Origin of the sequence: Ensifer canadensis, assembly GCF_017488845.2 — a bacterium.
GTDB classification, from domain to species: domain Bacteria; phylum Pseudomonadota; class Alphaproteobacteria; order Rhizobiales; family Rhizobiaceae; genus Ensifer; species Ensifer canadensis.
This window is the reverse complement of record NZ_CP083370.1, coordinates 3,388,401-3,411,212: the sequence shown is the minus strand read 5'-3', so window position 1 is coordinate 3,411,212 and position 22,812 is coordinate 3,388,401. Positions and strand designations below refer to the sequence as shown.

At 62.6% G+C, this 22,812-nt stretch carries 22 protein-coding genes; 18 read left to right on the top strand and 4 right to left on the bottom strand.

Annotated features, from left to right (window positions below; translation table 11 throughout):
- The first annotated feature begins 61 nt into the window (after positions 1-61).
- The 8 genes from odhB (at position 62) to J3R84_RS16540 (ending at position 6,279) form a co-directional block, all read left to right on the top strand.
- Positions 62-1,303: a 2-oxoglutarate dehydrogenase complex dihydrolipoyllysine-residue succinyltransferase gene (odhB, locus tag J3R84_RS16575; RefSeq protein WP_025425082.1), complete on the top strand. Its 1,242-nt coding sequence runs from the start codon at positions 62-64 to the stop codon at positions 1,301-1,303.
- Positions 1,304-1,369: 66 nt separating this feature from the next.
- Positions 1,370-1,759, top strand: coding sequence for an MAPEG family protein (locus J3R84_RS16570; protein ID WP_025425081.1), 390 nt, complete (start codon positions 1,370-1,372; stop codon positions 1,757-1,759).
- A gap of 116 nt (positions 1,760-1,875) precedes the next feature.
- Positions 1,876-2,301, top strand: coding sequence for a VOC family protein (locus J3R84_RS16565; RefSeq protein ID WP_025425080.1), 426 nt, complete (start codon positions 1,876-1,878; stop codon positions 2,299-2,301).
- A complete protein-coding gene (locus J3R84_RS16560; RefSeq protein ID WP_025425079.1) occupies positions 2,298-2,939 on the top strand; it encodes a LysE family translocator in 642 nt (213 codons plus the stop codon). Before J3R84_RS16565 ends, J3R84_RS16560 begins: the two co-directional genes overlap by 4 nt.
- A 2-nt stretch (positions 2,940-2,941) precedes the next feature.
- Positions 2,942-3,445, top strand: a complete 504-nt coding sequence (locus J3R84_RS16555; protein WP_025425078.1) for a hypothetical protein — start codon at positions 2,942-2,944, stop codon at positions 3,443-3,445.
- Positions 3,442-4,194 carry an SDR family oxidoreductase gene (locus tag J3R84_RS16550; RefSeq protein WP_025425077.1) on the top strand — a complete coding sequence of 251 codons (753 nt, stop codon included), beginning with the start codon at positions 3,442-3,444 and terminating at the stop codon, positions 4,192-4,194. The genes J3R84_RS16555 and J3R84_RS16550 overlap by 4 nt, the downstream gene beginning before the upstream one ends.
- A gap of 25 nt (positions 4,195-4,219) precedes the next feature.
- Complete coding sequence (gene lpdA, locus J3R84_RS16545) at positions 4,220-5,626, top strand: dihydrolipoyl dehydrogenase (RefSeq protein ID WP_025425076.1); 1,407 nt, start codon at positions 4,220-4,222, stop codon at positions 5,624-5,626.
- Between the two features lie 173 nt (positions 5,627-5,799).
- Positions 5,800-6,279, top strand: coding sequence for a DUF2867 domain-containing protein (locus J3R84_RS16540; protein WP_025425075.1), 480 nt, complete (start codon positions 5,800-5,802; stop codon positions 6,277-6,279).
- A 233-nt stretch (positions 6,280-6,512) separates the two neighbouring features.
- Here the strand turns inward: J3R84_RS16540 and J3R84_RS16535 are convergent, their stop codons facing one another.
- Together J3R84_RS16535 and J3R84_RS16530 are read right to left on the bottom strand one after the other, a co-directional pair.
- Positions 6,513-7,592 carry a TraB/GumN family protein gene (locus J3R84_RS16535; RefSeq protein ID WP_025425074.1) on the bottom strand — a complete coding sequence of 360 codons (1,080 nt, stop codon included), beginning with the start codon at positions 7,590-7,592 and terminating at the stop codon, positions 6,513-6,515.
- Between the two features lie 97 nt (positions 7,593-7,689).
- The gene (locus J3R84_RS16530; RefSeq protein WP_025425073.1) at positions 7,690-8,625 is read right to left on the bottom strand and encodes a tyrosine recombinase XerC; all 936 of its coding nucleotides are present in this window, start codon (positions 8,623-8,625) and stop codon (positions 7,690-7,692) included.
- 134 nt (positions 8,626-8,759) lie between these two features.
- Between J3R84_RS16530 and J3R84_RS16525 the strand changes: the two genes are divergently transcribed.
- Both J3R84_RS16525 and J3R84_RS16520 read left to right on the top strand, forming a co-directional pair.
- Complete coding sequence (locus J3R84_RS16525; RefSeq protein WP_203528594.1) at positions 8,760-9,683, top strand: GNAT family N-acetyltransferase; 924 nt, start codon at positions 8,760-8,762, stop codon at positions 9,681-9,683.
- Positions 9,684-9,722: 39 nt separating this feature from the next.
- Positions 9,723-10,859, top strand: a complete 1,137-nt coding sequence (locus tag J3R84_RS16520) for an AAA family ATPase (RefSeq protein ID WP_203528592.1) — start codon at positions 9,723-9,725, stop codon at positions 10,857-10,859.
- Between the two features lie 49 nt (positions 10,860-10,908).
- On the opposite strand, the gene fsa is transcribed toward J3R84_RS16520, so the two are convergent.
- A complete protein-coding gene (gene fsa / locus J3R84_RS16515) occupies positions 10,909-11,562 on the bottom strand; it encodes a fructose-6-phosphate aldolase (RefSeq protein WP_025425070.1) in 654 nt (217 codons plus the stop codon).
- Positions 11,563-11,740: 178 nt separating this feature from the next.
- Here fsa and J3R84_RS16510 point away from each other — a divergent pair, with 178 nt between their 5' ends.
- From J3R84_RS16510 to J3R84_RS16475, 8 genes are all read left to right on the top strand, one after another.
- Positions 11,741-13,945, top strand: a complete 2,205-nt coding sequence (locus tag J3R84_RS16510; RefSeq protein WP_025425069.1) for a primosomal protein N' — start codon at positions 11,741-11,743, stop codon at positions 13,943-13,945.
- A 132-nt stretch (positions 13,946-14,077) separates the two neighbouring features.
- A complete protein-coding gene (locus J3R84_RS16505; protein ID WP_025425068.1) occupies positions 14,078-14,464 on the top strand; it encodes an AGROH133_08824 family phage infection protein in 387 nt (128 codons plus the stop codon).
- Between the two features lie 256 nt (positions 14,465-14,720).
- Positions 14,721-15,287 (top strand): F0F1 ATP synthase subunit delta, encoded by a 567-nt coding sequence (locus tag J3R84_RS16500; RefSeq protein ID WP_025425067.1) that lies wholly within the window; start codon positions 14,721-14,723, stop codon positions 15,285-15,287.
- Positions 15,287-16,816 (top strand): F0F1 ATP synthase subunit alpha, encoded by a 1,530-nt coding sequence (gene atpA, locus J3R84_RS16495; RefSeq protein WP_025425066.1) that lies wholly within the window; start codon positions 15,287-15,289, stop codon positions 16,814-16,816. Before J3R84_RS16500 ends, atpA begins: the two co-directional genes overlap by 1 nt.
- A 27-nt stretch (positions 16,817-16,843) precedes the next feature.
- Positions 16,844-17,725: a F0F1 ATP synthase subunit gamma gene (locus tag J3R84_RS16490; RefSeq protein WP_025425065.1), complete on the top strand. Its 882-nt coding sequence runs from the start codon at positions 16,844-16,846 to the stop codon at positions 17,723-17,725.
- Between the two features lie 24 nt (positions 17,726-17,749).
- Positions 17,750-19,264: a F0F1 ATP synthase subunit beta gene (gene atpD / locus J3R84_RS16485; RefSeq protein WP_025425064.1), complete on the top strand. Its 1,515-nt coding sequence runs from the start codon at positions 17,750-17,752 to the stop codon at positions 19,262-19,264.
- 126 nt (positions 19,265-19,390) lie between these two features.
- Complete coding sequence (locus J3R84_RS16480; protein WP_025425063.1) at positions 19,391-19,795, top strand: F0F1 ATP synthase subunit epsilon; 405 nt, start codon at positions 19,391-19,393, stop codon at positions 19,793-19,795.
- A gap of 267 nt (positions 19,796-20,062) precedes the next feature.
- Positions 20,063-21,490 carry a mannose-1-phosphate guanylyltransferase/mannose-6-phosphate isomerase gene (locus J3R84_RS16475; RefSeq protein ID WP_025425062.1) on the top strand — a complete coding sequence of 476 codons (1,428 nt, stop codon included), beginning with the start codon at positions 20,063-20,065 and terminating at the stop codon, positions 21,488-21,490.
- 125 nt (positions 21,491-21,615) lie between these two features.
- On the opposite strand, the gene J3R84_RS16470 is transcribed toward J3R84_RS16475, so the two are convergent.
- Positions 21,616-22,719 (bottom strand): saccharopine dehydrogenase family protein, encoded by a 1,104-nt coding sequence (locus tag J3R84_RS16470; RefSeq protein ID WP_025425061.1) that lies wholly within the window; start codon positions 22,717-22,719, stop codon positions 21,616-21,618.
- Between the last annotated feature and the right edge of the window lie 93 nt (positions 22,720-22,812).

Here is a 22,812-nt window from a genome sequence, read left to right as displayed (position 1 = left end):
CTGCCCCCTTGGCGCCGAGCCAATCGATAGAAACAGATATCTGATCAACGGAACAAAAATCATGGCAACAGAAATCCGCGTTCCCACCCTTGGCGAATCCGTCAGTGAAGCGACCGTCGGCACCTGGTTCAAGAAGGTCGGCGATGCCATCAAGGCAGACGAGCCGCTGCTCGAACTCGAAACCGACAAGGTGACGATCGAAGTTCCGGCTCCCTCGGCCGGCGTTCTCTCCGAAATCGTTGCCCTGGCCGGCGAAACCGTCGGTCTCGGTGCGCTGCTTGGCCAGATCGCTGCTGGTTCCGGTGCTGCGGCCGCGCCAGTCGCTGCTGCCGAGAAGAAGGCCGAGCCGGCTGCTGCCGCTCCGGCTGCCCAGCCCGCCGTTGCCGCTGCCGCACCGGCTGCATCGTCGATGCCGCCGGCTCCGTCCGCCGGCAAGCTGCTTGCCGAAAACAACCTCTCGGCCGACCAGGTCGATGGTTCGGGCAAGCGCGGCCAGGTCCTGAAGGGTGATGTGCTCGCCGCGGTCGCCAAGGGCATTTCGGCACCGGCCGCTTCCGAGCCGGTCAAGGTCCAGGCCCGCGCGCCGTCGACTACCGAGGACGTCGTTCGTGAAGAGCGTGTCAAGATGACCCGCCTGCGCCAGACGATCGCCCGTCGCCTCAAGGATGCGCAGAACACCGCCGCCATGCTCACTACCTATAACGAGGTGGACATGAGCGCGGTCATGAGCCTGCGCAACAAGTACAAGGACATCTTCGAGAAGAAGCATGGTGTGAAGCTCGGCTTCATGGGCTTCTTCACCAAGGCCGTCACCCATGCGCTGAAGGAAATCCCTGCCGTCAACGCCGAGATCGACGGCACCGACGTCATCTACAAGAACTTCTGCCACATCGGCGTCGCCGTCGGCACGGACAAGGGTCTTGTCGTACCGGTCGTTCGCGATGCCGACCAGATGTCGATCGCCGAGATCGAGAAGGACATCGGCCGCCTGGGCAAGCTTGCTCGCGATGGCCAGCTCTCCATGGCCGACATGCAGGGCGGCACCTTCACCATCTCCAATGGCGGCGTCTACGGTTCGCTGATGTCTTCGCCGATCCTGAATGCGCCGCAGTCGGGCATTCTCGGCATGCACAAGATCCAGGACCGTCCGGTCGTGGTCGGCGGTCAGATCGTCATCCGTCCGATGATGTACCTGGCGCTGTCCTATGACCACCGCATGGTCGACGGCAAGGAAGCGGTTACCTTCCTCGTCCGCGTCAAGGACAGCCTCGAGGATCCGGAACGTCTGGTTCTCGATCTCTAAGGCAATGACGGGGGCGCAATCGCAGCCCCCGTTTCCTTCTCCGGCCCGTTCTTTCCGGATCCCCTGATGTCGCTGGAACTGACCTACCTGCTCTGGAGTGCCGTCCTCGCCTTCGTCTATGTAATGGCGCAGGCGGGAACCTATAGGCTGCAGAACGGCATCATCGAAGCCGACACCAATCGGGATATGGCGCCCGAGCCGAACGTCCTCACGGGAAGGGCCACCCGGGCGCTGCGCAACTTCCATGAAACCTATCCGGTCTTCATTGCGCTTGCCGTCGTGATCGAGTTTTCGGGTCGAAGCGACGCGCTCAGCCAATGGGGCGCGATGATCTGGTTCTGGGCAAGGGTCGCCTATCTGCCGATCTATATCGGCGGTCTCGGGCTTGTCCGCTCGGCTGTGTGGACGGTGTCTGCCGCCGGGCTCATACTGATGCTGGCAGGTATTCTCGTCTAGAGCGTTTCCGTTTTTCAACGGAGTCTTGGAAACGCTCTATCTATTTGTTTTTACGCATTTCCTGACGGAATCGCTTCGTACTTTTCCTGGAAATGCTCTAGACGGAGGAGCACGACATGGCATTCGGATCCGACGTACCGCCTATCCAGGCACACATCTGCGTCAGGGACGGGTTGGCGGCAATCGCCTTCTACGAGAAGGCATTCGGTGCGGTGAACACGTTCCATCAGATGGCCGAAGACGGCAAGCGCGTGATGCACGCCAACCTGGCGCTGTTCGGCGGCGAGGTCATGATGCATGACGAGTTTCCCGAATTCGGCGGCAGCGTGCTGTCGCCGCTGACCGTCGGCGGCACCGGCGTGGCGATCAGCATCAACCTGCCTCAAGCGGGCGATGTCGATGCGGCCTATGTCCGGGCCATGGCGGCCGGGGCATCGACAGTTCTGGAGCCGCAGGATACGTTCTGGCAGGCGCGTTATGCGCGCATCAGGGATCCCTTCGGCCACGTCTGGGCCTTCAACGCACCGGTCGCACAATCATGAGCCAATATCTTTTCGAACTCGCATCGCTGATGGCGATCTTCACCTTCGCCATCGTCTCGCCCGGCGCCGATCTGGCGATGGTCATGCGCCAGTCGATCGTCCATGGCCGCCGTCAGGCGATCATCACATCCTTCGGTATCGGCAGCTCGCTGATGTTCCACGTGACCTATACGATCCTCGGTCTCGGGCTGATCATTTCGCAGTCGATCTATCTGTTCAACATCGTCAAATGGTGCGGTGTGGCTTACCTGATCTATATCGGGATCAAGGCGCTGCGGGCCGGCCAGACGGAGATTTCGGTCGACGCCGCACCATCAGGCGAACCGGCAAGGAGCCAGTCCGCGATCAAGGCGTTCGGCCTCGGCTTTGCGGCCAATGCGCTCAATCCGAAAGCGGTGTTCTTCTTCCTGTCGATCTTCTCGACGGTCGTTGGCGCCCACACGCCGATCATGATCAAGTTTGGCTACGGGCTGGTGATGGCAACCTGCCTCATCCTGTGGTTCGTCGGCGTCAGCCTGTTCATGACCACGCCGCGCATGCGCACCGCCTTCACCCGCGCCAGCAAGTGGATCGACCGCACCAGCGGCCTGGTGTTCATCGCGCTCGGCCTGAAGCTCGCGACCGAGAAGGCCGTCTGATCATGGTCATTGTCCGCTCTCTGCTCGTCGCTGCACTCGGCGCCGTGGTCGCCACGCCGGCGCTTGGCCAGGAATGCAGCCAGGCGCGCGCCATCTATGGCGACCGCGACGGCGCCTATGAACTGCGCTTCGAGCCGGTGGGATCGGAAAGTGCGGTGACGAGCAATCTTTTCAAGATCGCGGTTCTGAAACCGGGCCTGTTGCTCGACGGTGTCGTCATGCCTTCCGGCGAGCCGGAACGCGCGACCGGCATCGTCATGCACAAGTGCCCCACCGGTGACGTCACCGGCGAAGAGCTTCGCAAATGCACCGTCTGGCAGGGGCCTGTCTATTCCGTCGGCAAGACGGGTGCGATCGACGCGATTCCGGCCGAAACCGCGCCGGCTGCACACCAGATCCTGCTGCCGGATTTCGGCCCCGCCCTTCGCGCGTCGAGCGCCTGGGGCAAGGGCAAGGCCGAAACAGACAGCTGGGACGCCTTCACTCTCAAGGGGTGCGCCGCATGAGTGCTGCGCCCGTTGTTCTCGTCACCGGCGGCAGCCGTGGCATCGGGGCAGCTGTCTGCCTCGGCGCCGCCAGAGCCGGCTGGTCCGTCGTCGTGAACTACGCATCGAACGCCGAGGCGGCAGATGCGGTCGTGGCCACGATCCGGAAGGGCGGCGGCTCGGCGGTCGCGGTCAGGGGCGACGTCGGGTCCGATGCGGACATCAAATCGATGTTCGCCGCCGTCGACAAGGCTTTCGGCCGGCTCGACGGGCTGGTCAACAATGCCGGAATCGTCGGCCCGACCCAGCGCATCGACGAAATGTCGGTTGAGCGGCTCGAGCGGATGTTCCGCATCAACGTGACCGGTTCGATCCTGTGCGCCGCAGAAGCCGTTCGCCGCATGTCGACGCGTCACGGCGGCAAGGGCGGCGTGATCGTCAATATCTCGTCGGTTGCGGCCGAACTCGGCTCCCCGGCGCAATATGTCGACTATGCCGCCTCGAAGGGCGCGATCGACACGTTCACGATCGGTCTTGCGCGCGAAGTCGCCACCGAGAACGTGCGCGTCAACGCGGTTCGCCCCGGCATCATCGACACCGAAATCCACGCGTCCGGCGGCCTGCCGGACCGGGCACGCGATCTCGCGTCAACCATCCCCGTCCAGCGACCCGGCACGGCCGAGGAAGTGGCGGATGCGGTTCTTTACCTCCTGTCCGATAAGGCGACTTACGTGACGGGAGCCATTCTCAATGTCAGCGGCGGACGGTAACCGTCCCTGAAGGAAGGATAATCCAATGGCTTATGATCTCATCGTTATCGGCAGCGGCCCGGGCGGCTATGTCTGCGCTATCAAGGCGGCACAGCTCGGCCTGAAGGTTGGCGTCGTTGAAAAGCGCGCCACCTATGGCGGCACCTGCCTCAACATCGGCTGCATTCCGTCGAAGGCCCTGCTGCACGCTTCGGAAATGTTCCACCAGGCCGGCCACGGCCTGGATACGCTCGGCGTCGAAGTCGGCGCGCCGAAGCTCAACCTCGAAAAGATGATGGCGCACAAGGACGCGACGGTTAAGTCCAACGTCGAGGGCGTTTCCTTCCTGTTCAAGAAGAACAAGATCGACGGCATCCAGGGCACCGGCAAGGTGCTCGGCCAGGGTAAGGTCTCGGTGACCAACGACAAGGGCGAAGAGCAGGTCCTGGAGACGAAGAACATCGTCATCGCCACCGGCTCCGACGTTGCTGGCATCCCGGGCGTGTCGGTCGAGATCGACGAGAAGGTGATCATCTCGTCGACCGGCGGCATCGCGCTCGAAAAGGTGCCGGCGAACATGATCGTCGTCGGCGGCGGTGTCATCGGCCTCGAGCTCGGCTCGGTCTGGGCCCGTCTCGGCTCCAAGGTGACCGTGGTCGAATATCTCGACGCGATCCTCGGCGGCATGGACGGCGAAGTCTCCAAGCAGTTCCAGCGCATGCTCGCGAAGCAGGGCATGGAGTTCAAGCTCGGTGCCAAGGTGACCGGCGTCGTCAAGGACGGCAAGGGCGCCAAGGTGACGTACGAGCCTGTCAAGGGCGGTGACGCCGTGACGCTCGATGCCGATGTCGTTCTGATTGCCACCGGCCGCAAGCCCTACACCGACGGTCTTGGCCTTGCCAAAGCCGGTGTCGTCATGGACAAGCACGGCCGCGTCGAGATCGACAACCATTTCCAGACGAGCGTTGTCGGCGTCTACGCCATCGGCGACGTCGTGCGCGGCCCGATGCTGGCGCACAAGGCCGAAGACGAAGGCGTTGCGGTTGCCGAGATCCTCGCAGGTCAGGCCGGCCACGTGAACTACGACGTCATCCCCAGCGTCGTCTACACCCAGCCGGAAGTCGCTTCCGTGGGCAAGACCGAGGAAGAACTGAAGGCAGCGGGCGTCGCCTACAAGGTCGGCAAGTTCCCGTTCACGGCAAATGGCCGTGCGCGGGCGATGCAGGCGACCGATGGTTTCGTCAAGATCCTCGCCGACAAGGAAACCGACCGGGTTCTCGGCGGCCACATCGTCGGCTTCGGCGCCGGCGAGATGATCCACGAGATTGCCGTTCTGATGGAATTCGGTGGCTCGTCGGAAGATCTCGGCCGCACCTGCCATGCGCATCCGACCATGTCGGAAGCGGTCAAGGAAGCGGCGCTGTCGACCTTCTTCAAGCCGATCCATATGTGACGATTTGGCAGGGGGCTGCGACAAGCGGCCCCCTGTCTTGCGCCGACATTAGGCGCGATCATCGACCCCATGCGCTTGCGACGGAAAGCCGTCGCTCTTGGCAATTGCGCAATTCCCGGGAAAACCGTTTCACACGTTTCCTGGAATTGCTCTGGCTGCCGCCACGAGGGATCATGAAACCTAGACCCGCCACCGTTCTTTTGCCGAGCCCGCATCTGCCGGATGCCGATTGGGCTGATCGTTTCGAGCTTGCCCTGAACGGAAAGGGGCTGACGGCGATCGAGGTGGCCGAGCGCTCGCTCGGCAATTCGCCCGCCTGGGTCCGCACCCTGCTTAAGCTTCGCAACCGGGTGGTATCGGTGGTCGGCCTCAAGTCGGAGGCGCCTTCACCGGGCAAGTTTGGCCTTATCGGCCCGTTTCCGGTTCTGTCTCGAAGCGACGATGAGGTCGTGCTCGGCTTCAACGATGCCCATCTCGATTTTCGCATCGTCGTTGACGTCAGGGCGGGATCGGCCGTCAACCAGATCATCGGCATGACGACACTGATCCGGCGTCACAACACGCTCGGGCGCGTCTACCTGGCGGCCGTCATGCCGTTTCACAAGGTCATCGTGCCGACGCTGCTGGCAGGCGCAGCGAGCCCGCCTGGCTGAGCGGCAACACCGCCGCGCCTGTCGAGGATAGAGACCGATCATGCCGCGGCGGCAGACTTGGGGACCGGCTCTTGTGTCAACACCACAGCGCCGCGCGTCTTATTAGACGCGCAAAGGTCGCTGTAGCACTTTGAATTTCTGCATGTTTCCTTAAATCGAATAGGATTTAAGGAAACATTCAGGAGCTTGAAGACGGAACGCGCCCGTGGCCGGCATCCCTGCCGGCCGGTCCGTCAGTTGGCGCGGGTGACGGAGAAGCCCTGGCGCTTAAGCAGTTCGACCAGGCCCTCGTCGCCGGCAAGATGCAGGGCACCGACCGCCATGAAGGCGTTGCCGTTGCCGAGGATCGGTTCGGCGCGCGTCGCCATCGTCTTGTTGCGATCGATAATGATGCGCTGTTCGAAGTCGGCGTAGCTGGCGTCTTCGCTTGCCACATCTTCAGAAACGGCCTTCATCATCGGCATGATCATGCCGGTGTCGCCGGAGAGGTAGAGGTCGGTGGTGGTGGCGAGCACGTCGTCGATCGTCTTGCCAAGGGCGAGCGTCTCGATGAGGGCGCGCAGGTGCAGTTCGGTCGGCAGCGAATCCATTGCGGCCAACTGCTCGATGAGGGTTTCAAGCCCCTTCAGCGTCTTGCCGTGGCTGACGGCGTCTTCGGCAAGCTTCTTGTCGAGGAAGGATGCGCCGGCGGCCTTGCGGGTCATCTCGCAGGCGGGCAGCGCGACGAAGCTCGCAATCATCCAGGGCTTCATCTTGGCAACCAGCGTCAGCGGTATGCCGCGCTCCTTGAGGCCGCGTTCGAGCCGCTCGCGGTCTTCAGGGTTGAGAAAATCGTTGATGGTCTTGTTATCGGCAAACATGGTGAGGTCGGGCCGCATCAGGATGGCGGCGGCCGACTTTTTCTCGTCGATGATCTCGTCCGATTCGATGATGACGGTCGATGCCGTGGCGAAGGCATCGGCGGCACCCGTTGGCATCGCCAGTACGCGCGGATCGGTGACATGCATGGTGCCGAGCAGCCAGGAGGGGGCGATGCCATCCTTCTCGATCTTCCAGAATATGCCCTTGCCGTTCGGGATGGCGTCGGCTTCGGCTTTCAGCCTGGCGAGTTTTGCGGGGTCGGTTTTTTCGAGACCGGTGATGATGTTCGTACCGCCGCAGATGGCTTCGGTCGCGGCGTGCGCCTGCGAGATCGAGGCGACCATCGCAATGAGGCTGGCCGCGAGCAGCAGATGGATAAGCGCGATCAGCCAGAGGGCCATATCGGCGGCCCTGGCCGCGAGGTTACGGGCGGGCTTGGCGATCGAATACATGATCACTTCCTAATGTTCTGCCGAGTCTAGCGGACCCTACGCTTCGTTGGTCACGGCTTCCTTAATAGGTATGGTTAACCTGCCCCTCCGCCCAAATTCAGGCGCGCGGATGAGCCCGGTCGTAGATCTCCAGCAGCCGCGTCGAGTCGACGCCGGTATAGACCTGTGTCGTTGACAGGCTGGCGTGGCCCAGCAGTTCCTGGATGGTTCTGAGATCGCCGCCGCCGGCCAGCAGATGCGTGGCGAAGGAGTGGCGCAGCGCATGCGGCGTGGCCGTGTCGGGCAGGCCGAGGGCGCCGCGCAGCTTCTGCATCTCGCGCTGGATGATGGCCGGCTGAAGTTTCGCCCCGCGCGTGCCGCGGAACATCGGCTCGCCGGCGCCGGCATGGTAGGGGCAGAGCTTGAGATAGGTCGCGACCGCGTCGCGCGCCACAGCCATGAGCGGCACGATGCGGGTCTTGCCGCCCTTGCCGGTGACGCGCAGCGAGGATGGCGTGCCGGCGAAATCGCCCGGCGTCAGATCGAGCGCCTCGGAAATGCGCAAGCCGCAGCCGTAGAGCAGCGTCAGCACGGCGGCGTTGCGCGCGGCCACCCACGGCTCTTCGGCAAGCTGCGCGTCCGTCGTGACGACATTGAGTGCCTCGCGGTCCGTCAGCGGCTTAGGCAGCGATTTCGGCTGCTTCGGCGAACGGACGGCCGCGGCACCGGCGGCATTGGCAAGTCCGATGCGTTCGAGATAGCGCAGAAAGGAGCGCAGGCCGGCTAGGCCCCGGCCGAGCGTGCGCGCGCCCGCACCGCCCTTGCGACGCTGGGCGAGAAAGCCGCGAAGGTCGGCCGGCCGCAATGTGCTGATGTCTGAAAGACGGGGCGGGCCGGCGAGATGGCCGGTGAGGAATGTGAGGAATTGTCGCGTGTCGCGCTCATAGGCGTCGACGGTATTGTCGGACAGGCGGCGCTCCTGCAAGAGCCCTTGCAGCCATCTCTGGCGCTCTGCAAGCAGGTCTGGATGGCCGATGACGAGCAGCTCGTTCATTGTCGCTTTCCAAGGTGGTCGGTCATCGACAATGCCCTGAAGCCTCTTATGTTTTTGCTAACGTAGCCTTGGATTTTGTCATCCTTCGATCATATTGAGTTGCGATGTTCAGCCGCAAAGAATCGGATGAAACCATGGCGGGACGGGATTCGGTGAACGGATTCGCGCATTTTGCTGAAGTGATCGCCCTGGTCTCGCAAGGGCAGCCCGGCCACATCGTCGATACACTCATTGCCGAACGCGGCCAGAGGATCGTCAGGAGCCCGATGTGGCCCGTTATCCGGCCCTTTCTCTACACGCTTCTGAACTACCGAAAGGCGCTGGAATTCGCCGACGCCGTGGCCAACGTGCCGGGCTTCCATGCCTTCGAGCATCTGAGTTTGCTTCTCTCACTCGACGTGCGTGTCGATAGGGCCGAGCGCATTCCTGCCAAGGGCGGGTTCCTGCTGGTCAGCAATCATCCGACCGGGATTGCCGACGGCATCGCCGTCTTCGATCTCCTGAAGACGCGGCGGCCGGACATGATGTTCTTCGCCAACCGCGACGCGATCCGCGTCAACCCGCGTTTCGTTGAGATGGTCATTCCGGTCGAATGGCGCGAAGAGCACAAGAGCAAGCTCAAGGCCCGTGAAACGCTGCAGGTGACCAACCGAGCGATCGGCGAGGGCAAGGCGACGGTGCTGTTTCCCTCCGGCCGCATCGCCTACTGGGCCGATGGCCGTCTCAACGAGCGGCCGTGGAAGACGTCGGCGGTCGGCTTTGCGCGCAAATACGGCCTGCCGATCCTGCCGGTTCATATGAGCGCGCGCAACTCCGGCCTGTTCTACTGGTTTGCCAAGTGGTCGACCGAACTGCGCGACATGACGGTGTTCCACGAGTTGCTCAACAAGAAGGGTGACCTCTTCGATTTCCGCATCGGCAACCTCATTGCGCCAGAGGCGCTGGACGGGGACGCTGTCGACGTGACGAAGGCACTGGAACGTCACACGGTGTCCGAACTGGCGCGCGACGCCGATGCGGTGTTTCGGCCGATGGTGCGCGCTTCCGTTGCCTGCTGATCCCTTCATGTGATGGCGGGAATGCGCTAAAGCAGAGCTATGCTGCTTCGTTCGATGTTCGCCGAAAATTACCGTTCCCTGAAGTCGATCCGCATGGATCTGACCGGTGTCAATTTGTTTATCGGCGAGAACGGCGTCGGCAAATCCAATCTCTATCGCGCGCTGCAACTGGTGCAGGCGGCTGTGCGCGGCAACCTTGCCCATGAGATCGCCAAGGAGGGCGGCATGTCGTCCGCACTTTGGAGCGGTCGGCGACGGGCCGACAAACCGGCGCGCATCCGGCTCGAGACGGAGTTGATGGACGAGGAGCGGGCCATCACCTTCCGCTACAGGATCGAAGCCGGCTTGCGTCCGCCAAAGGCGGCGGCAGGATTTGCCTATGAACCGCAGGTCAAGGAAGAAGAGCTGAGCGTCGAGACCGGACGACGTCCGGTGACGATGATGAAGCGCGCCGGTCCCGGCATCTTCGTGCGCGGCGACCGCGGGCGGATGGAGGACTATCCCGAGCAGGCGCTGCAATCGGAGACGGCCATCGCGCTGTTGGGCGATGCCGGGCACTATCCCGAGATCGGCACCTTCCGCCGGGCCGTCGATCAGTGGCGGTTCTTCCACGGCTTCCGCACCGATCGCGATTCACCCCTGCGCCTGCCGTGCCTTGCGGTCACCGCGCCGACGCTGGACGAGGACGGTACCAACATGGCGGCGGTCTTTGCGACACTGCGCCATACCCGCGAGGACACCGTCGATCTCGACCGCGCCATCGCCGATGCCTTCGGCGGCGCCTATCTGGACGTGCCGCATCCGGGTCAGTTTGCTGAATTCTCGCTGGTCTTTCCCGATTTCCCGCAGCGGCCGTTTTCGACGCGTGAGCTGTCTGACGGGCAGATGCGGTTTCTGGCGCTTGCGGCAGCGTTGCTTTCCTATCGCCGTCCGCCCTTCATCGCGCTCAACGAGCCGGAAACCAGCCTGCATCCGGATATGCTGCCGGCGCTCGCCGACATGATCGCCAGTGCTTCGCGCGACAGCCAGATCTGGATCGTCACCCATTCGGAGCGTCTGGCCGATGCCATCCGCGAGCGTTGCGGCGTTCGCGCCCGCCGGGTGATCCGCAAGGACAGCGCCACCTGGATCGACGGCATGCGGCTCACCGGCCTGATGGACGACGATGACGCATAAAAAAGGCCCCGCATCGCTGCGGAGCCTTCGAATCTTTATCGCGAAAAGATCAGGCGATCTTCTGGCCGGTCTTCGCCCAATCGGCGAGGAAGGTTTCGAGACCCTTGTCGGTCAGCGGGTGCTTGACCAGTGCCTTCAGTGTTGCCGGCGGTGCGGTGACGACATCGGCGCCGATGAGGGCAGCTTCCTTGACGTGGTTCACGGTGCGGATCGAGGCGGCGAGAATTTCGGTCTCGTAGCCGTAGTTGTCGAAGATGTGGCGGATTTCGCGGATCAGGTCCATGCCGTCGAACGCGATGTCGTCGAGGCGGCCGACGAAGGGCGAAACGAAGGTCGCGCCGGCCTTGGCGGCAAGCAGCGCCTGGTTGGCCGAGAAGCACAGCGTCACGTTGGTCTGATGACCGTCAGACGTCAGGGCCTTGCAGGCCTTGAGGCCGTCAAGCGTCAGCGGCAGCTTGATGCAGATGTTGTCGGCGATCTTCGAAAGAACGGCCGCTTCCTTCATCATCTCGGCGTATTCGGTGGCGGTCACTTCGGCCGAAACCGGGCCCTCGACGATGCCGCAGATTTCCTTGGTGACTTCGGTGATGTCACGGCCCGACTTGAGGATCAGCGAAGGGTTGGTGGTCACGCCATCAAGGAGGCCGAGATCGTTCAGCTCACGGATTTCCTTGACGTCGGCGGTATCAACGAAAAATTTCATGGGGTCACTCCCTTGGGGCACGATTGCCGTTCGGGCGCATATCTACCGGGAGGAATTCCTTTGGCAGAGAACGCGCGCGTTGAAACTCTGGTGGAACCGTGAGAAACCCTGCGCCGGCAAGGCTGCGGTTCGCAGCGCAGTTTTCTTTAACCGAAACACGTGGCAAGGTCACGGCAAAATGACTCGCGATTCAACCGATTTATTCGGGCCTGTTTCCGGCCGTCGCGTCGTGCCAGTTCTGGTGCCGATGCCGGCCTCGAAGGCCTATTCCTACGCGGTGCCTGATGGCATGGCGGTCGAGCCAGGCTCGATCGTCCAGGTGCCGCTCGGCCCCCGTCTGGTCGTGGGCGTCGTCTGGGATGGCGATGATGATGGCAGCGTCGATCCGAAGAAGCTGAAGTCGATCGAAAAGGTCTTCGACTGCCCACCGTTGACGCCCGACATGCGCAGCTTTCTCGACTGGGTGGCGACCTATACCGTGACGCCGCCAGGTCTGGTGGCGCGCATGGCGCTGCGCGCGCCGGCGGCCTTCGATCCGGAACCGATGGTAGAGGCGCTGCGGCTGACCGACATGCGCCCGGAGCGCATGACGACGGCCCGCGAGCGTGTCATCGCAGCGGCCGGCGACGGCTTTGCCTGGACCCGTTCGGGCCTTGCCCATGCGGCCGGTGCGTCATCGAGCGTCATCGACGGCCTTGCCCAGCAGGGCGTCTTCGAGACCGTCTTCATGGCGCCGCCGCCTGTAGTAGCGGCTCCCGACCCGGAATTCGCCGCCCACCGGCTCGAAGGACCGCAGAAGGATGCGGCTGCCGACCTTTTGGCCGCTGTCGAGCAGGGCGGGTTTTCGGTGTCGCTGATCGACGGCATCACCGGCTCGGGCAAGACCGAAGTTTATTTCGAAGCGATTGCCGCGACGCTCAGGGCCGGCAAGCAGGTGCTGATCCTGCTGCCCGAAATCGCCCTGACCGCAAGCTTCCTCGAACGCTTCCAGGATCGCTTCGGCAGCAAGCCGGCCGAGTGGCACTCGGATCTCGCGCCGCGGACGCGCGAAAAAGTCTGGCGGCAGGTGACGACCGGCACGGTGCGCGTGGTCGCGGGTGCCCGCTCGGCGCTGTTCCTGCCGTTCGAGGAACTGGGCCTGATCATCGTCGATGAAGAACACGACCCCGCCTACAAGCAGGAGGACCGGGTGTTCTACAATGCCCGCGACATGGCCGTGGTGCGCGGGCGCATCACCGGTTTTCCGGTGGTGCTTGTTTCGGCAACGCCATCGGTCGAAAGCCGGGTCAATGGCGAGGTTGGTCGCTATAAACCGATCCATCTGCCGACCCGCTTCGGCGATGCGGCGCTGCCGCGGCTCGGCGTCGTCGACATGCGCCAGCATCCGCCAGCGCGCGGCGGGTTCCTGTCGCCGGTTCTCATCAACCAGATCGGCAAGGCCGTCGAGCGTGGCGAGCAGGCGCTGCTGTTTCTCAATCGGCGCGGTTATGCGCCGCTGACCCTTTGCCGCGTCTGCGGCCATCGCTTCCAGTGCCCTGATTGTTCGAGCTGGCTGGTCGAGCATCGCTTCCGCGGCCAGATCCAGTGCCACCATTGCGGCTATGCGGAAAAGACACCCGAGGCCTGCCCGGAATGCGGCACCTTCGATCACTTGGTTGCCTGCGGTCCGGGTGTGGAGCGCATCGCCGAAGAGGTCGAGCGCCATTTTCCAGAGGCGCGCACGATCGTGCTCTCCTCCGATCTGATGGGCGTGAAGCGCCTACGGCTGGAACTGGAGGCGATTGCGCGTGGCGAAGCGGATATCGTCATCGGCACGCAGCTTGTCGCTAAGGGCCACAATTTTCCGCTGATGACGCTGGTCGGCATCATCGATGCCGATCTCGGGCTTGCCAATGGCGATCCGCGAGCGGCGGAGCGCACGTTCCAGCTCTTGTCGCAGGTGACCGGGCGCGCCGGCCGAACGGGTTTGAAGAGCCTCGGCCTGCTGCAGACCTACCAGCCGCAGCACCCGGTGATGCAGGCGATCGTCTCGGGCGATGCGGATGCCTTTTACGACCGCGAGATCGCCGAGCGCGAAAAGGCGCTGCTGCCGCCGTTCGGCCGGCTGGCGTCGCTGATCGTATCGGCCGATACGCGCCAGGATGCCGAGACCCACGCCCGCGGACTTCGAAGTGCAGCGCCGCGCACCGATGGCATTTCGATCCTCGGTCCGGCCGAGGCGCCGCTGGCGCTGATCCGCGGCCGCCATCGGTTCCGGCTTTTGGTGCACGGGCGCCGCAACAGCGACATGCAGGCCTTCGTCAAGGCAATGATTGCCGCCGGCCCGAAGGAGCGCGGCTCGATCAGCGTTCAGCTCGACATCGATCCCCAGAGTTTCCTGTGATCGCGGCCGTGAATGGCCCGTGGGCGATTCACAATGGCTGCAACATGCGCTAGAGGTCTGGGACGCTTCGCTCACGGGGACTGGTCCCGTGGCGACGTGATCAAGATCGGCGCTCATCTGCGGGAACGGGGCATGGAGTTCTATATTCCGACGGAAACCGGCGAGTTCCTCGCCTTCTGTGCGGCGGCGGTGGCGGCGCTGATCGGTGTCGTCATGCTGTTTGCGCCGCGGCTTACCTTTCGCGCCGCCGGCATCGGCATTGCCGAAGGCCGTCGCGGCGGTCTGGCCGAGGCGCGCTCGACCATGGGCGGCATGCATGCCGGCCTTGGCCTTGCCGCCATCCTGCTGGCGCAGCCGATGGTCTACCTCGCTGTCGGCGCCGCTTTTGCGCTCGCCGCCTTCGGCCGCATTCTCTCCATGATGAGCGACAACGGCGGCACGCTCTACAACTGGGTGGCGCTCCTGGTGCAGGCCGCACTTGCCATACTTCCGCTCGCTTATGTCTTCGGAATGATCTGACCGCCGCCCTCGCGTTTTCGCGATTCACATCCTCAGAAACCAATTTACGGCAAATTCGGCCAATCCGGGTCGACTTATGCCGCATTCCTGCCGTTCGCGTGTTGCGAGTCCAAACATCCTATGCTAGACGAACCGCGAATTGCGGGGGAAGTGGGTCGCCAGGCCTCGATATCCTGCAAATTATTGCAGCAAATTCAAAACGTTAAGTTGACGGCTCGCCGCCACCACCGTTCTTGGATGAAATTGAGAGAAGCTTGTGCCCGTGGCAGACACATCCCAGCTTATTTCCGGTGTTGCAGAAAGGTATGCGTCCTCGCTTTTTGACCTCGCTCTCGAAGCGGGTTCCGTCGAGGCGGTCGGTGCGGATCTTACCCGCGTCCAGGCCCTGATCGACGGCAGCGATGACCTGAAGCGGCTGATCGTAAGCCCCGTCTTTTCTGCCGACGACCAGTTCAAGGCCATTTCGGCGATCTCCGCCAAGGCCGGTATTTCTGGTCTCGTCGGTAACTTCCTCAAGGTTGTTGCACGCAATCGCCGCCTCTTCACGCTGCCGGGCATGATCAAGGCGTTTCGCCTGATCGCCGCGCGCCACCGGGGTGAAATCTCCGCCGACGTAATGTCGGCCCATGCGCTCACTGCAGCGCAGGAAACTGAATTGAAGGCGACGCTCAAGAGCGTCACCGGCAAAGACGTGACTGTTAACGTCACCGTCGACCCGTCTATTCTTGGAGGTCTGATCGTCAAGGTCGGGTCCCGCCAGATTGACACCTCCCTTCGCACCAAACTCTCTACCCTTAAGCTTGCACTGAAAGAGGTCGGCTGATGGATATCCGCGCCGCGGAAATTTCCGCAATTCTTAAAGATCAGATCAAAAATTTCGGCCAGGAAGCAGAAGTCTCCGAAGTCGGCCAGGTGCTTTCCGTCGGTGACGGTATCGCCCGCGTCTACGGCCTCGACAATGTTCAGGCAGGCGAGATGGTCGAATTCCCGGGTGGAATTCGCGGCATGGCGCTGAACCTCGAAGCCGACAACGTCGGCGTCGTTATTTTCGGTTCGGACCGTGACATCAAGGAAGGCGACACCGTTAAGCGGACCGGCGCCATCGTGGACGTTCCGGTTGGTCCGGAACTGCTCGGCCGCGTCGTCGACGCGCTCGGCAACCCGATCGACGGCAAGGGCCCGATCAACGCCAAGCAGCGCTCGCGCGTTGACGTCAAGGCTCCTGGTATCATTCCGCGCAAGTCGGTGCATGAGCCGATGTCGACCGGCCTCAAGGCCATTGACGCCCTCATCCCGGTTGGCCGTGGCCAGCGCGAGCTCGTCATCGGCGACCGCCAGACCGGCAAGACCGCGATCATCCTCGACACGATCCTCAACCAGAAGGCCATTCACGACAATGGTCCGGAAGGCGACAAGCTGTATTGCGTCTACGTCGCAATCGGCCAGAAGCGTTCGACGGTTGCCCAGTTCGTGAAGGTTCTGGAAGAGCGTGGCGCTCTTCAGTACTCGATCATCGTTGCTGCGACCGCATCCGACCCGGCTCCGATGCAGTACCTCGCACCGTTTGCAGGTTGCGCGATGGGCGAATACTTCCGCGACAACGGCAAGCATGCCCTGATCGGCTACGACGACCTGTCGAAGCAGGCCGTTTCCTACCGTCAGATGTCGCTCCTGCTGCGCCGCCCGCCGGGCCGCGAAGCTTACCCGGGCGACGTTTTCTACCTGCACTCCCGCCTGCTCGAGCGCGCTGCAAAGCTCTCGGACGACAATGGTGGCGGTTCGCTGACGGCTCTGCCGGTCATTGAAACGCAGGGCAACGACGTTTCCGCGTTCATTCCGACCAACGTGATCTCGATCACCGACGGCCAGATCTTCCTTGAAACCGACCTGTTCTACCAGGGCATCCGTCCGGCCGTTAACGTCGGTCTGTCGGTTTCGCGCGTCGGTTCCGCCGCGCAGATCAAGGCGATGAAGCAGGTTGCCGGCTCGATCAAGGGCGAACTCGCTCAGTACCGCGAAATGGCGGCCTTTGCGCAGTTCGGTTCGGACCTCGATGCTGCTACGCAGCGTCTGTTGAACCGCGGTGCACGCCTGACCGAACTCCTGAAGCAGCCGCAGTTCTCGCCGCTGAAGACGGAAGAGCAGGTTGCTGTCATCTTCGCAGGCGTCAACGGTTACCTCGACAAGCTGCCGGTCAATCAGGTCGGCAAGTTCGAGCAGGGCCTGCTTTCGTACATGCGTTCGGAAGGTAAGGACATCCTGGAAACCATCCGCAAGGACAAGGCGATCTCCGACGACGTCAAGGGCAAGCTGAAGGCTGCAATCGACAGCTTCGCCAAGTCTTTCGCCTGAGCGGATTTCATTTAGGACGGATAACGGATGCCTTCACTTAAGGATCTGAAGAACCGGATCGCCTCCGTCAAGGCGACGCAGAAGATCACCAAGGCGATGAAAATGGTCGCCGCGGCGAAGCTTCGGCGTGCGCAGGAGGCGGCCGAGGCCGCCCGGCCTTACTCGCAGCGCATGGCTGCCGTTCTCGCCAACATCGCCCAGGCGGTTGGCGCGGACGACGATGCGCCGCAGCTGATGACCGGCACCGGCAAGGACGATACGCATCTTCTGGTCGTCTGCACGGCGGAACGCGGTCTTTGCGGCGGCTTCAACTCGCAGATCGCCCGCCACGCTCGCGACCACCTTCGCAAGCTGCTTGCCGCCGGCAAGACGGTGAAGATCATCTGCGTCGGCAAGAAGGGCTTCGATATTCTGCGTCGCGAATACGCGTCGCTGATCATCGATCGTATCGACCTGCGTGAGGTCAAGAAGATCGGCTTCCAGAATGCCGACCAGATCGGCCACAAGGTCATCGCGCTCTTTGAAAAGGGCGAGTTCGATGTCTGCACGCTGTTCTATTCTGAGTTCAAGTCCGTTATCGCCCAGATTCCGACGGCACAGCAACTGATCCCCGCTTCGGCCGGCCCGGTCGCAGTGGAAGCATCGGATGCTTCGGCCGTCTACGAATATGAGCCGGACGCGGGCGCGATCCTGAGCGACCTCATTCCGCGCAACATTTCGGTGCAGATCTTCCGGGCCCTGCTCGAGAACGTCGCCGGCGAAATGGGCGCAAAGATGAGCGCGATGGACAATGCGACGCGCAATGCTGGTGACATGATCAATAAGCTGACGCTGAACTACAACCGTCAGCGCCAGGCTCAGATCACCAAGGAACTCATTGAAATCATCTCGGGCGCGGAAGCGCTCTAAGGTTACGAGAAGAGGGTAAGGATTATGGCTAAGGCAGCTACCCCGAAAGAAACCGCAGCGGCGAAGAAGCCGGCTGCACCGAGGAAGGCAGCTTCCGCCAAGACCGCAGTTGCGGCAGCCGGCGCTGTCGGTCGCGTAACGCAGGTCATCGGCGCCGTCGTCGACGTTGTGTTCGACGAAGGCCAGCTTCCGCAGATCCTGAACGCACTGGAAACCGAGAACCACGGTAACCGCCTCGTTCTCGAAGTCGCGCAGCACCTCGGCGAAAACGCCGTCCGCACGATCGCCATGGACTCGACCGAAGGTCTCGTCCGCGGTCAGCCGGTCACCGACACCGGGGCACCGATCACGGTTCCGGTTGGCGATGAAACGCTCGGCCGCATCATGAACGTCATCGGCGAGCCGGTCGACGAAGCTGGTCCGCTGATCACGTCGGGCAAGCGCGCCATCCACCAGGACGCGCCGTCCTACGTCGAGCAGTCGACGGAAGCGCAGATCCTCGTCACCGGCATCAAGGTCGTCGACCTTCTCGCTCCTTACGCAAAGGGCGGCAAGATCGGCCTCTTCGGTGGCGCAGGCGTCGGCAAGACCGTTCTCATCATGGAACTGATCAACAACGTCGCCAAGGCGCACGGTGGTTACTCGGTATTTGCTGGCGTGGGTGAACGTACCCGCGAAGGCAACGACCTCTACCACGAAATGATCGAGTCCGGCGTTAACAAGCTCGGCGGCGGCGAAGGCTCGAAGGCAGCCCTCGTTTACGGCCAGATGAACGAACCGCCGGGCGCCCGCGCTCGCGTCGCTCTGACCGGTCTGACGATCGCTGAAGACTTCCGCGACAAGGGCCAGGACGTTCTGTTCTTCGTCGACAACATCTTCCGCTTCACCCAGGCAGGCTCCGAAGTTTCGGCTCTGCTCGGCCGTATTCCATCGGCCGTGGGTTACCAGCCGACGCTGGCGACCGACATGGGTCAGATGCAGGAACGCATCACCACGACGACCAAGGGTTCGATCACCTCGGTTCAGGCCATTTACGTTCCGGCCGACGACTTGACCGACCCGGCGCCGGCAACCTCGTTCGCCCACCTGGACGCAACGACGGTTCTGTCGCGCTCGATCGCTGAAAAGGGCATCTACCCGGCCGTTGACCCGCTCGACTCCACGTCGCGCATGCTGGACCCGATGATCGTCGGCGAAGAGCACTACGAGATTTCGCGTAAGGTCCAGACGACCCTGCAGCGTTACAAGTCTCTCCAGGACATCATCGCCATCCTGGGCATGGACGAACTGTCGGAAGAGGACAAGCTGGCCGTCGCCCGCGCTCGTAAGATCGAACGCTTCCTGTCGCAGCCGTTCTTCGTGGCCGAAGTCTTCACCGGTTCTCCGGGCAAGCTCGTCGCTCTCGAAGACACGATCAAGGGCTTCAAGGGCCTCGTCAACGGCGACTACGACCATCTTCCGGAAGCCGCGTTCTACATGGTCGGCTCGATCGAAGAAGCGGTCGAAAAGGCCAAGAAGCTGGCTGCAGAAGCCGCTTGATAGCATCGTGAGCCTCGGCGCAGCGATGCGCCGAGGCTTTCATCCTGCGTTCCGCCATATTGCGGAGCAGGGAAGACATGCACAGCCTGCCACCTCAGGTGGCGCGCCCACGAGAAGTGAATGGTCATGGCCGACAGTTTCAATTTTGAGCTTGTTTCCCCCGAGCGCCTGCTCCTCTCCGAGAAGGTGACGGAAGTCGTCATTCCGGCGACCGAGGGCGAGATGACCGTGATGGCCAATCATGCCCCGACAATGACGACGGTGAAGCCCGGCGTCGTTACCGTGAAAACGGCTGACGGCAAGACCGAGCGGTTCGCCGTCTTCGGCGGCTTTGCCGATATCCTGCCGACCGGCTGCACTCTGCTTGCCGAATCCGCCGTGCACGTCGACGAACTCGACCGCACCGCGCTTGAAAAGCGCATCGAGGCGGTCCGTGCCGAGCTGGACGGTGCCGGCGACGAGAAGAAGACGCGCGCCGAGCAGTTCATCGCCGAACTGACGAAGCTCGGGGAAATCGTGATCCCGGCCTGAAAGGGACATCCCGACGGGATAAACCAATGAAAAAGCCCCGCCTTCGAGCGGGGTTTTTTGTTGCCCGCGATGGCCGCGACAGAGCCGCCTCATCGTTGTGCCGATGCGAATTGGTACGGCGTAAGACGATGGGCAAGCTGGCGTCCTATCCGAAGTGAGGGGCATGCCTCACCTTTGGTGCGGTTTGTTTGCACGGCCGGCTTCAGGCATTCTTTAGCATCGGTCCTGTATGGATGGACTCTCGTTCGATGCGCGCAGAGGCTTGGCATGACGTCTAAGATCGTTCCCGTGATCATGGCGGGTGGAAAAGGTACGCGCCTGTGGCCGCTGTCGCGCTCGGGCGCGCCGAAACAGTTTCTGCAGATCCTGTCCGATCGATCGCTGTTCCAGCAGACGCTGGAACGGGTGAGCGATAGCAGGCTGTATGAGCCGGCGATCATCGTCACCAACAGCGATTTCCGCTTCATCGTCGCCGAACAGGCGCGCGCCGTCGATGCGCCGCTCAGCGATATTCTGCTCGAGCCGGTGGCACGCAACACGGCGCCGGCACTGGCGGCGGCCGCCTTCGTCGTGCTCGCCAAGTTCGGGGAGGCGGCGATCATGCAGGTGCTCGCCTCCGATCACGAGATCGATGCCGGAGCGGTCTACATCGATTGCATGCTGCGGGCGCAGCTGGCAGCCGAGGCCGGTGAACTGGTGACGTTCGGCATCACTCCGACGGAGCCCGCGACCGGCTACGGCTATATCGAACTTGGGGAAGCGTTGCCGGCCGGCGCCAACAGGGTTGCCCGTTTCGTCGAGAAGCCGGATCGCGCCAAGGCAGAGGCGATGCTGGCGACCGAGCGCTATCTCTGGAACTCCGGCATGTTCATGCTGCCGGTTAAGGTGTTCCTCGACGAGATGCAGCTCTATGCGCCTGACGTCTATGCCTCGACAAAGGCGGCCGTCGAGGGCGCCAGCAAGGATCTCGATTTCAGCCGGCTGGAAGCGAAGGCCTTCTCCAAGGCGCCGGATATTTCCGTCGACTACGCGGTCTTCGAAAAGACCGTTCGCGCTGCCGTCGTTCCATCCTCATTCGCCTGGTCGGATCTGGGCAGCTGGGATGCCGTGTGGAAGATCGGTCGCAAGGACGGTGACGGCAATGTCGTTACCGACAAGGCGACGGTAGCGAACACGCGCAACTCATTAGTGCTCTCCCGCGACATCCACCTTGCTGTGCAGGGGCTTGACGATATCGCCGTGATCGCCAGCGAAGACGCCGTCTATGTCGGGCGCCTGGAAGACAGCCAGAGCGTTGGAAACATCGTCAAGGTGCTCGCACGGTCGCAGGCAACCTTAGGGCTTACACAGGAGCACCCGACGTCCTACAGGCCCTGGGGCGCGGTCTCTTCGGTCTCCAGCGGCGAGCGCTACGAGGTCAAGCGACTGAAGGTCAGCCCCGGCAAGAAGATCTCGCTGCAGAAGCATCATCATCGGGCCGAGCACTGGATTGTCGTGCGTGGCACGGCGGAGATCACCATGGCCGGCGAAACCCGTCTGCTGCATGAAAACGAGTCCGTCTATATCCCGCAGGGGACCGTCCACCGACTGCACAATCCAGGCAAGATCCCGCTGGAGCTGATCGAGGTTCAGACCGGGTCCTATCTCGGCGAGGACGACATCATCCGCATCGAGGATGAGTTCGGCCGGACATAATACGGCCATCCAACACGTTTCGGGTCGAAACCGCGGTAATCGAAGCGGCGACGTTCAGTTCGACACATAAAAAATGCCCGGGCAGGACCCGGGCATTATAGTCAGCGCAGACGAGCCGAGTGGCCTCAGCCGGCGACGCGTTCTGTCTCGCCCTTCTGGGCGTAGTAGTGACCGAAGCGGTTTGCGAGGAAGGTATCGAGAGCGATGTCTTCCTGGCGAACGAAGCCCTTGGATGCGATCTTGCCGTTGGCGAGCAGATCGAGCACGGCGCAGATGCTGCCGGCGGTGGTGATCTGGATGCCGCTCTGCATGCGGCCGGCGACGACGCCGCTATAGACCTTGTTGGCGTAGGTTTCCTGGATCAGGCGACCTTCGCGGAAGCCCGAAACCGTCACGAAGATCACGACGACGTCCTGGGTGGTGGTCGGCAGCGCGTTTTCGAAGATGTCCTTGAGGACTTCGCGGCGATGACGCAGACCAAGGTCGTTCAGCAGCGCCTTCATGATGGCGGCATGGCCGGGATAGCGGATCGTCTTGTAGTTCAGGGTGCGGACCTTGCCCTTCAGCGATTCGCAGAGCGTGCCGAGGCCGCCCGAGGTGTTGAAGGCTTCGTAGGTCACGCCGTCGAGCGAGAATTCTTCGCGCTCTTCCATGGCGGGAACTTCGATCAGGCTGCCTTCGACGATCGCTTCGCAGGGCTCGATATACTCGTTGATGACGCCGTCGGTGCTCCAGGTCAGGTTGTAGTTGAGCGCATTCGACGGGTACTGCGGCAGCGCGCCGACGCGCATGCGCACGCTTTCGAGCGTCTCGAAGCGGCTGGCAAGGTCATTGGCGACGATGGAGATGAAGCCCGGTGCGAGGCCGCACTGCGGAATGAAGGCGGTGCTGGCCTTGGCGGCGATCGCCTTGACCTGGCGGGTGGATTCGACGTCTTCGGTCAGGTCGAGGTAGTGGATGCCGGCTTCGGCAGCGGCTTCCGCAATGGCAACCGTCAGGTGGAACGGGGCGGCGCTGAGAACGGCGAACTTGCCGGAGAGAAGGGCAACGAGCGCCTTCTTGTCGCCGATATCGACGGCTGCCGTCGTGATGGCGGCATGCTTCTCGATCTGGCCCAGCTGCTCGGCGCTACGGTCGGCAACGCAGACGCTGTAATCGCCGGTGTGCGCGAGCATGCGAGCAATGGTGGAGCCGATCTTGCCTGCTCCGATGACGACGATGTCCTTCATGACTTTCCCCCAGGGTATGAAATGCGTTTCAGACCCTATTGTCCGACCGAGAGCTGTTGATTTGAAGCTGTAATATGACTAAATCGCCTATAG

Excerpts from the sequence above, each read along its gene's own strand:
- J3R84_RS16535 (WP_025425074.1), bottom strand. The coding sequence starts at position 7,592 with ATGTATTCGATCGCCAAGCCCGCCCGTAACCTCGCGGCCAGGGCCGCC.
- J3R84_RS16490 (WP_025425065.1), top strand. The coding sequence starts at position 16,844 with ATGCCTTCACTTAAGGATCTGAAGAACCGGATCGCCTCCGTCAAGGCG.
- J3R84_RS16480 (WP_025425063.1), top strand. The coding sequence starts at position 19,391 with ATGGCCGACAGTTTCAATTTTGAGCTTGTTTCCCCCGAGCGCCTGCTC.
- J3R84_RS16530 (WP_025425073.1), bottom strand. The coding sequence starts at position 8,625 with ATGAACGAGCTGCTCGTCATCGGCCATCCAGACCTGCTTGCAGAGCGC.
- J3R84_RS16540 (WP_025425075.1), top strand. The coding sequence starts at position 5,800 with ATGAAACCTAGACCCGCCACCGTTCTTTTGCCGAGCCCGCATCTGCCG.
- J3R84_RS16475 (WP_025425062.1), top strand. The coding sequence starts at position 20,063 with ATGACGTCTAAGATCGTTCCCGTGATCATGGCGGGTGGAAAAGGTACG.
- fsa (WP_025425070.1), bottom strand. The coding sequence starts at position 11,562 with ATGAAATTTTTCGTTGATACCGCCGACGTCAAGGAAATCCGTGAGCTG.
- J3R84_RS16555 (WP_025425078.1), top strand. The coding sequence starts at position 2,942 with ATGGTCATTGTCCGCTCTCTGCTCGTCGCTGCACTCGGCGCCGTGGTC.
- J3R84_RS16565 (WP_025425080.1), top strand. The coding sequence starts at position 1,876 with ATGGCATTCGGATCCGACGTACCGCCTATCCAGGCACACATCTGCGTC.
- atpA (WP_025425066.1), top strand. The coding sequence starts at position 15,287 with ATGGATATCCGCGCCGCGGAAATTTCCGCAATTCTTAAAGATCAGATC.
- J3R84_RS16470 (WP_025425061.1), bottom strand. The coding sequence starts at position 22,719 with ATGAAGGACATCGTCGTCATCGGAGCAGGCAAGATCGGCTCCACCATT.
- atpD (WP_025425064.1), top strand. The coding sequence starts at position 17,750 with ATGGCTAAGGCAGCTACCCCGAAAGAAACCGCAGCGGCGAAGAAGCCG.
- J3R84_RS16570 (WP_025425081.1), top strand. The coding sequence starts at position 1,370 with ATGTCGCTGGAACTGACCTACCTGCTCTGGAGTGCCGTCCTCGCCTTC.
- J3R84_RS16550 (WP_025425077.1), top strand. The coding sequence starts at position 3,442 with ATGAGTGCTGCGCCCGTTGTTCTCGTCACCGGCGGCAGCCGTGGCATC.
- J3R84_RS16520 (WP_203528592.1), top strand. The coding sequence starts at position 9,723 with ATGCTGCTTCGTTCGATGTTCGCCGAAAATTACCGTTCCCTGAAGTCG.
- J3R84_RS16525 (WP_203528594.1), top strand. The coding sequence starts at position 8,760 with ATGGCGGGACGGGATTCGGTGAACGGATTCGCGCATTTTGCTGAAGTG.
- odhB (WP_025425082.1), top strand. The coding sequence starts at position 62 with ATGGCAACAGAAATCCGCGTTCCCACCCTTGGCGAATCCGTCAGTGAA.
- J3R84_RS16510 (WP_025425069.1), top strand. The coding sequence starts at position 11,741 with ATGACTCGCGATTCAACCGATTTATTCGGGCCTGTTTCCGGCCGTCGC.
- J3R84_RS16560 (WP_025425079.1), top strand. The coding sequence starts at position 2,298 with ATGAGCCAATATCTTTTCGAACTCGCATCGCTGATGGCGATCTTCACC.
- lpdA (WP_025425076.1), top strand. The coding sequence starts at position 4,220 with ATGGCTTATGATCTCATCGTTATCGGCAGCGGCCCGGGCGGCTATGTC.
- J3R84_RS16505 (WP_025425068.1), top strand. The coding sequence starts at position 14,078 with ATGGAGTTCTATATTCCGACGGAAACCGGCGAGTTCCTCGCCTTCTGT.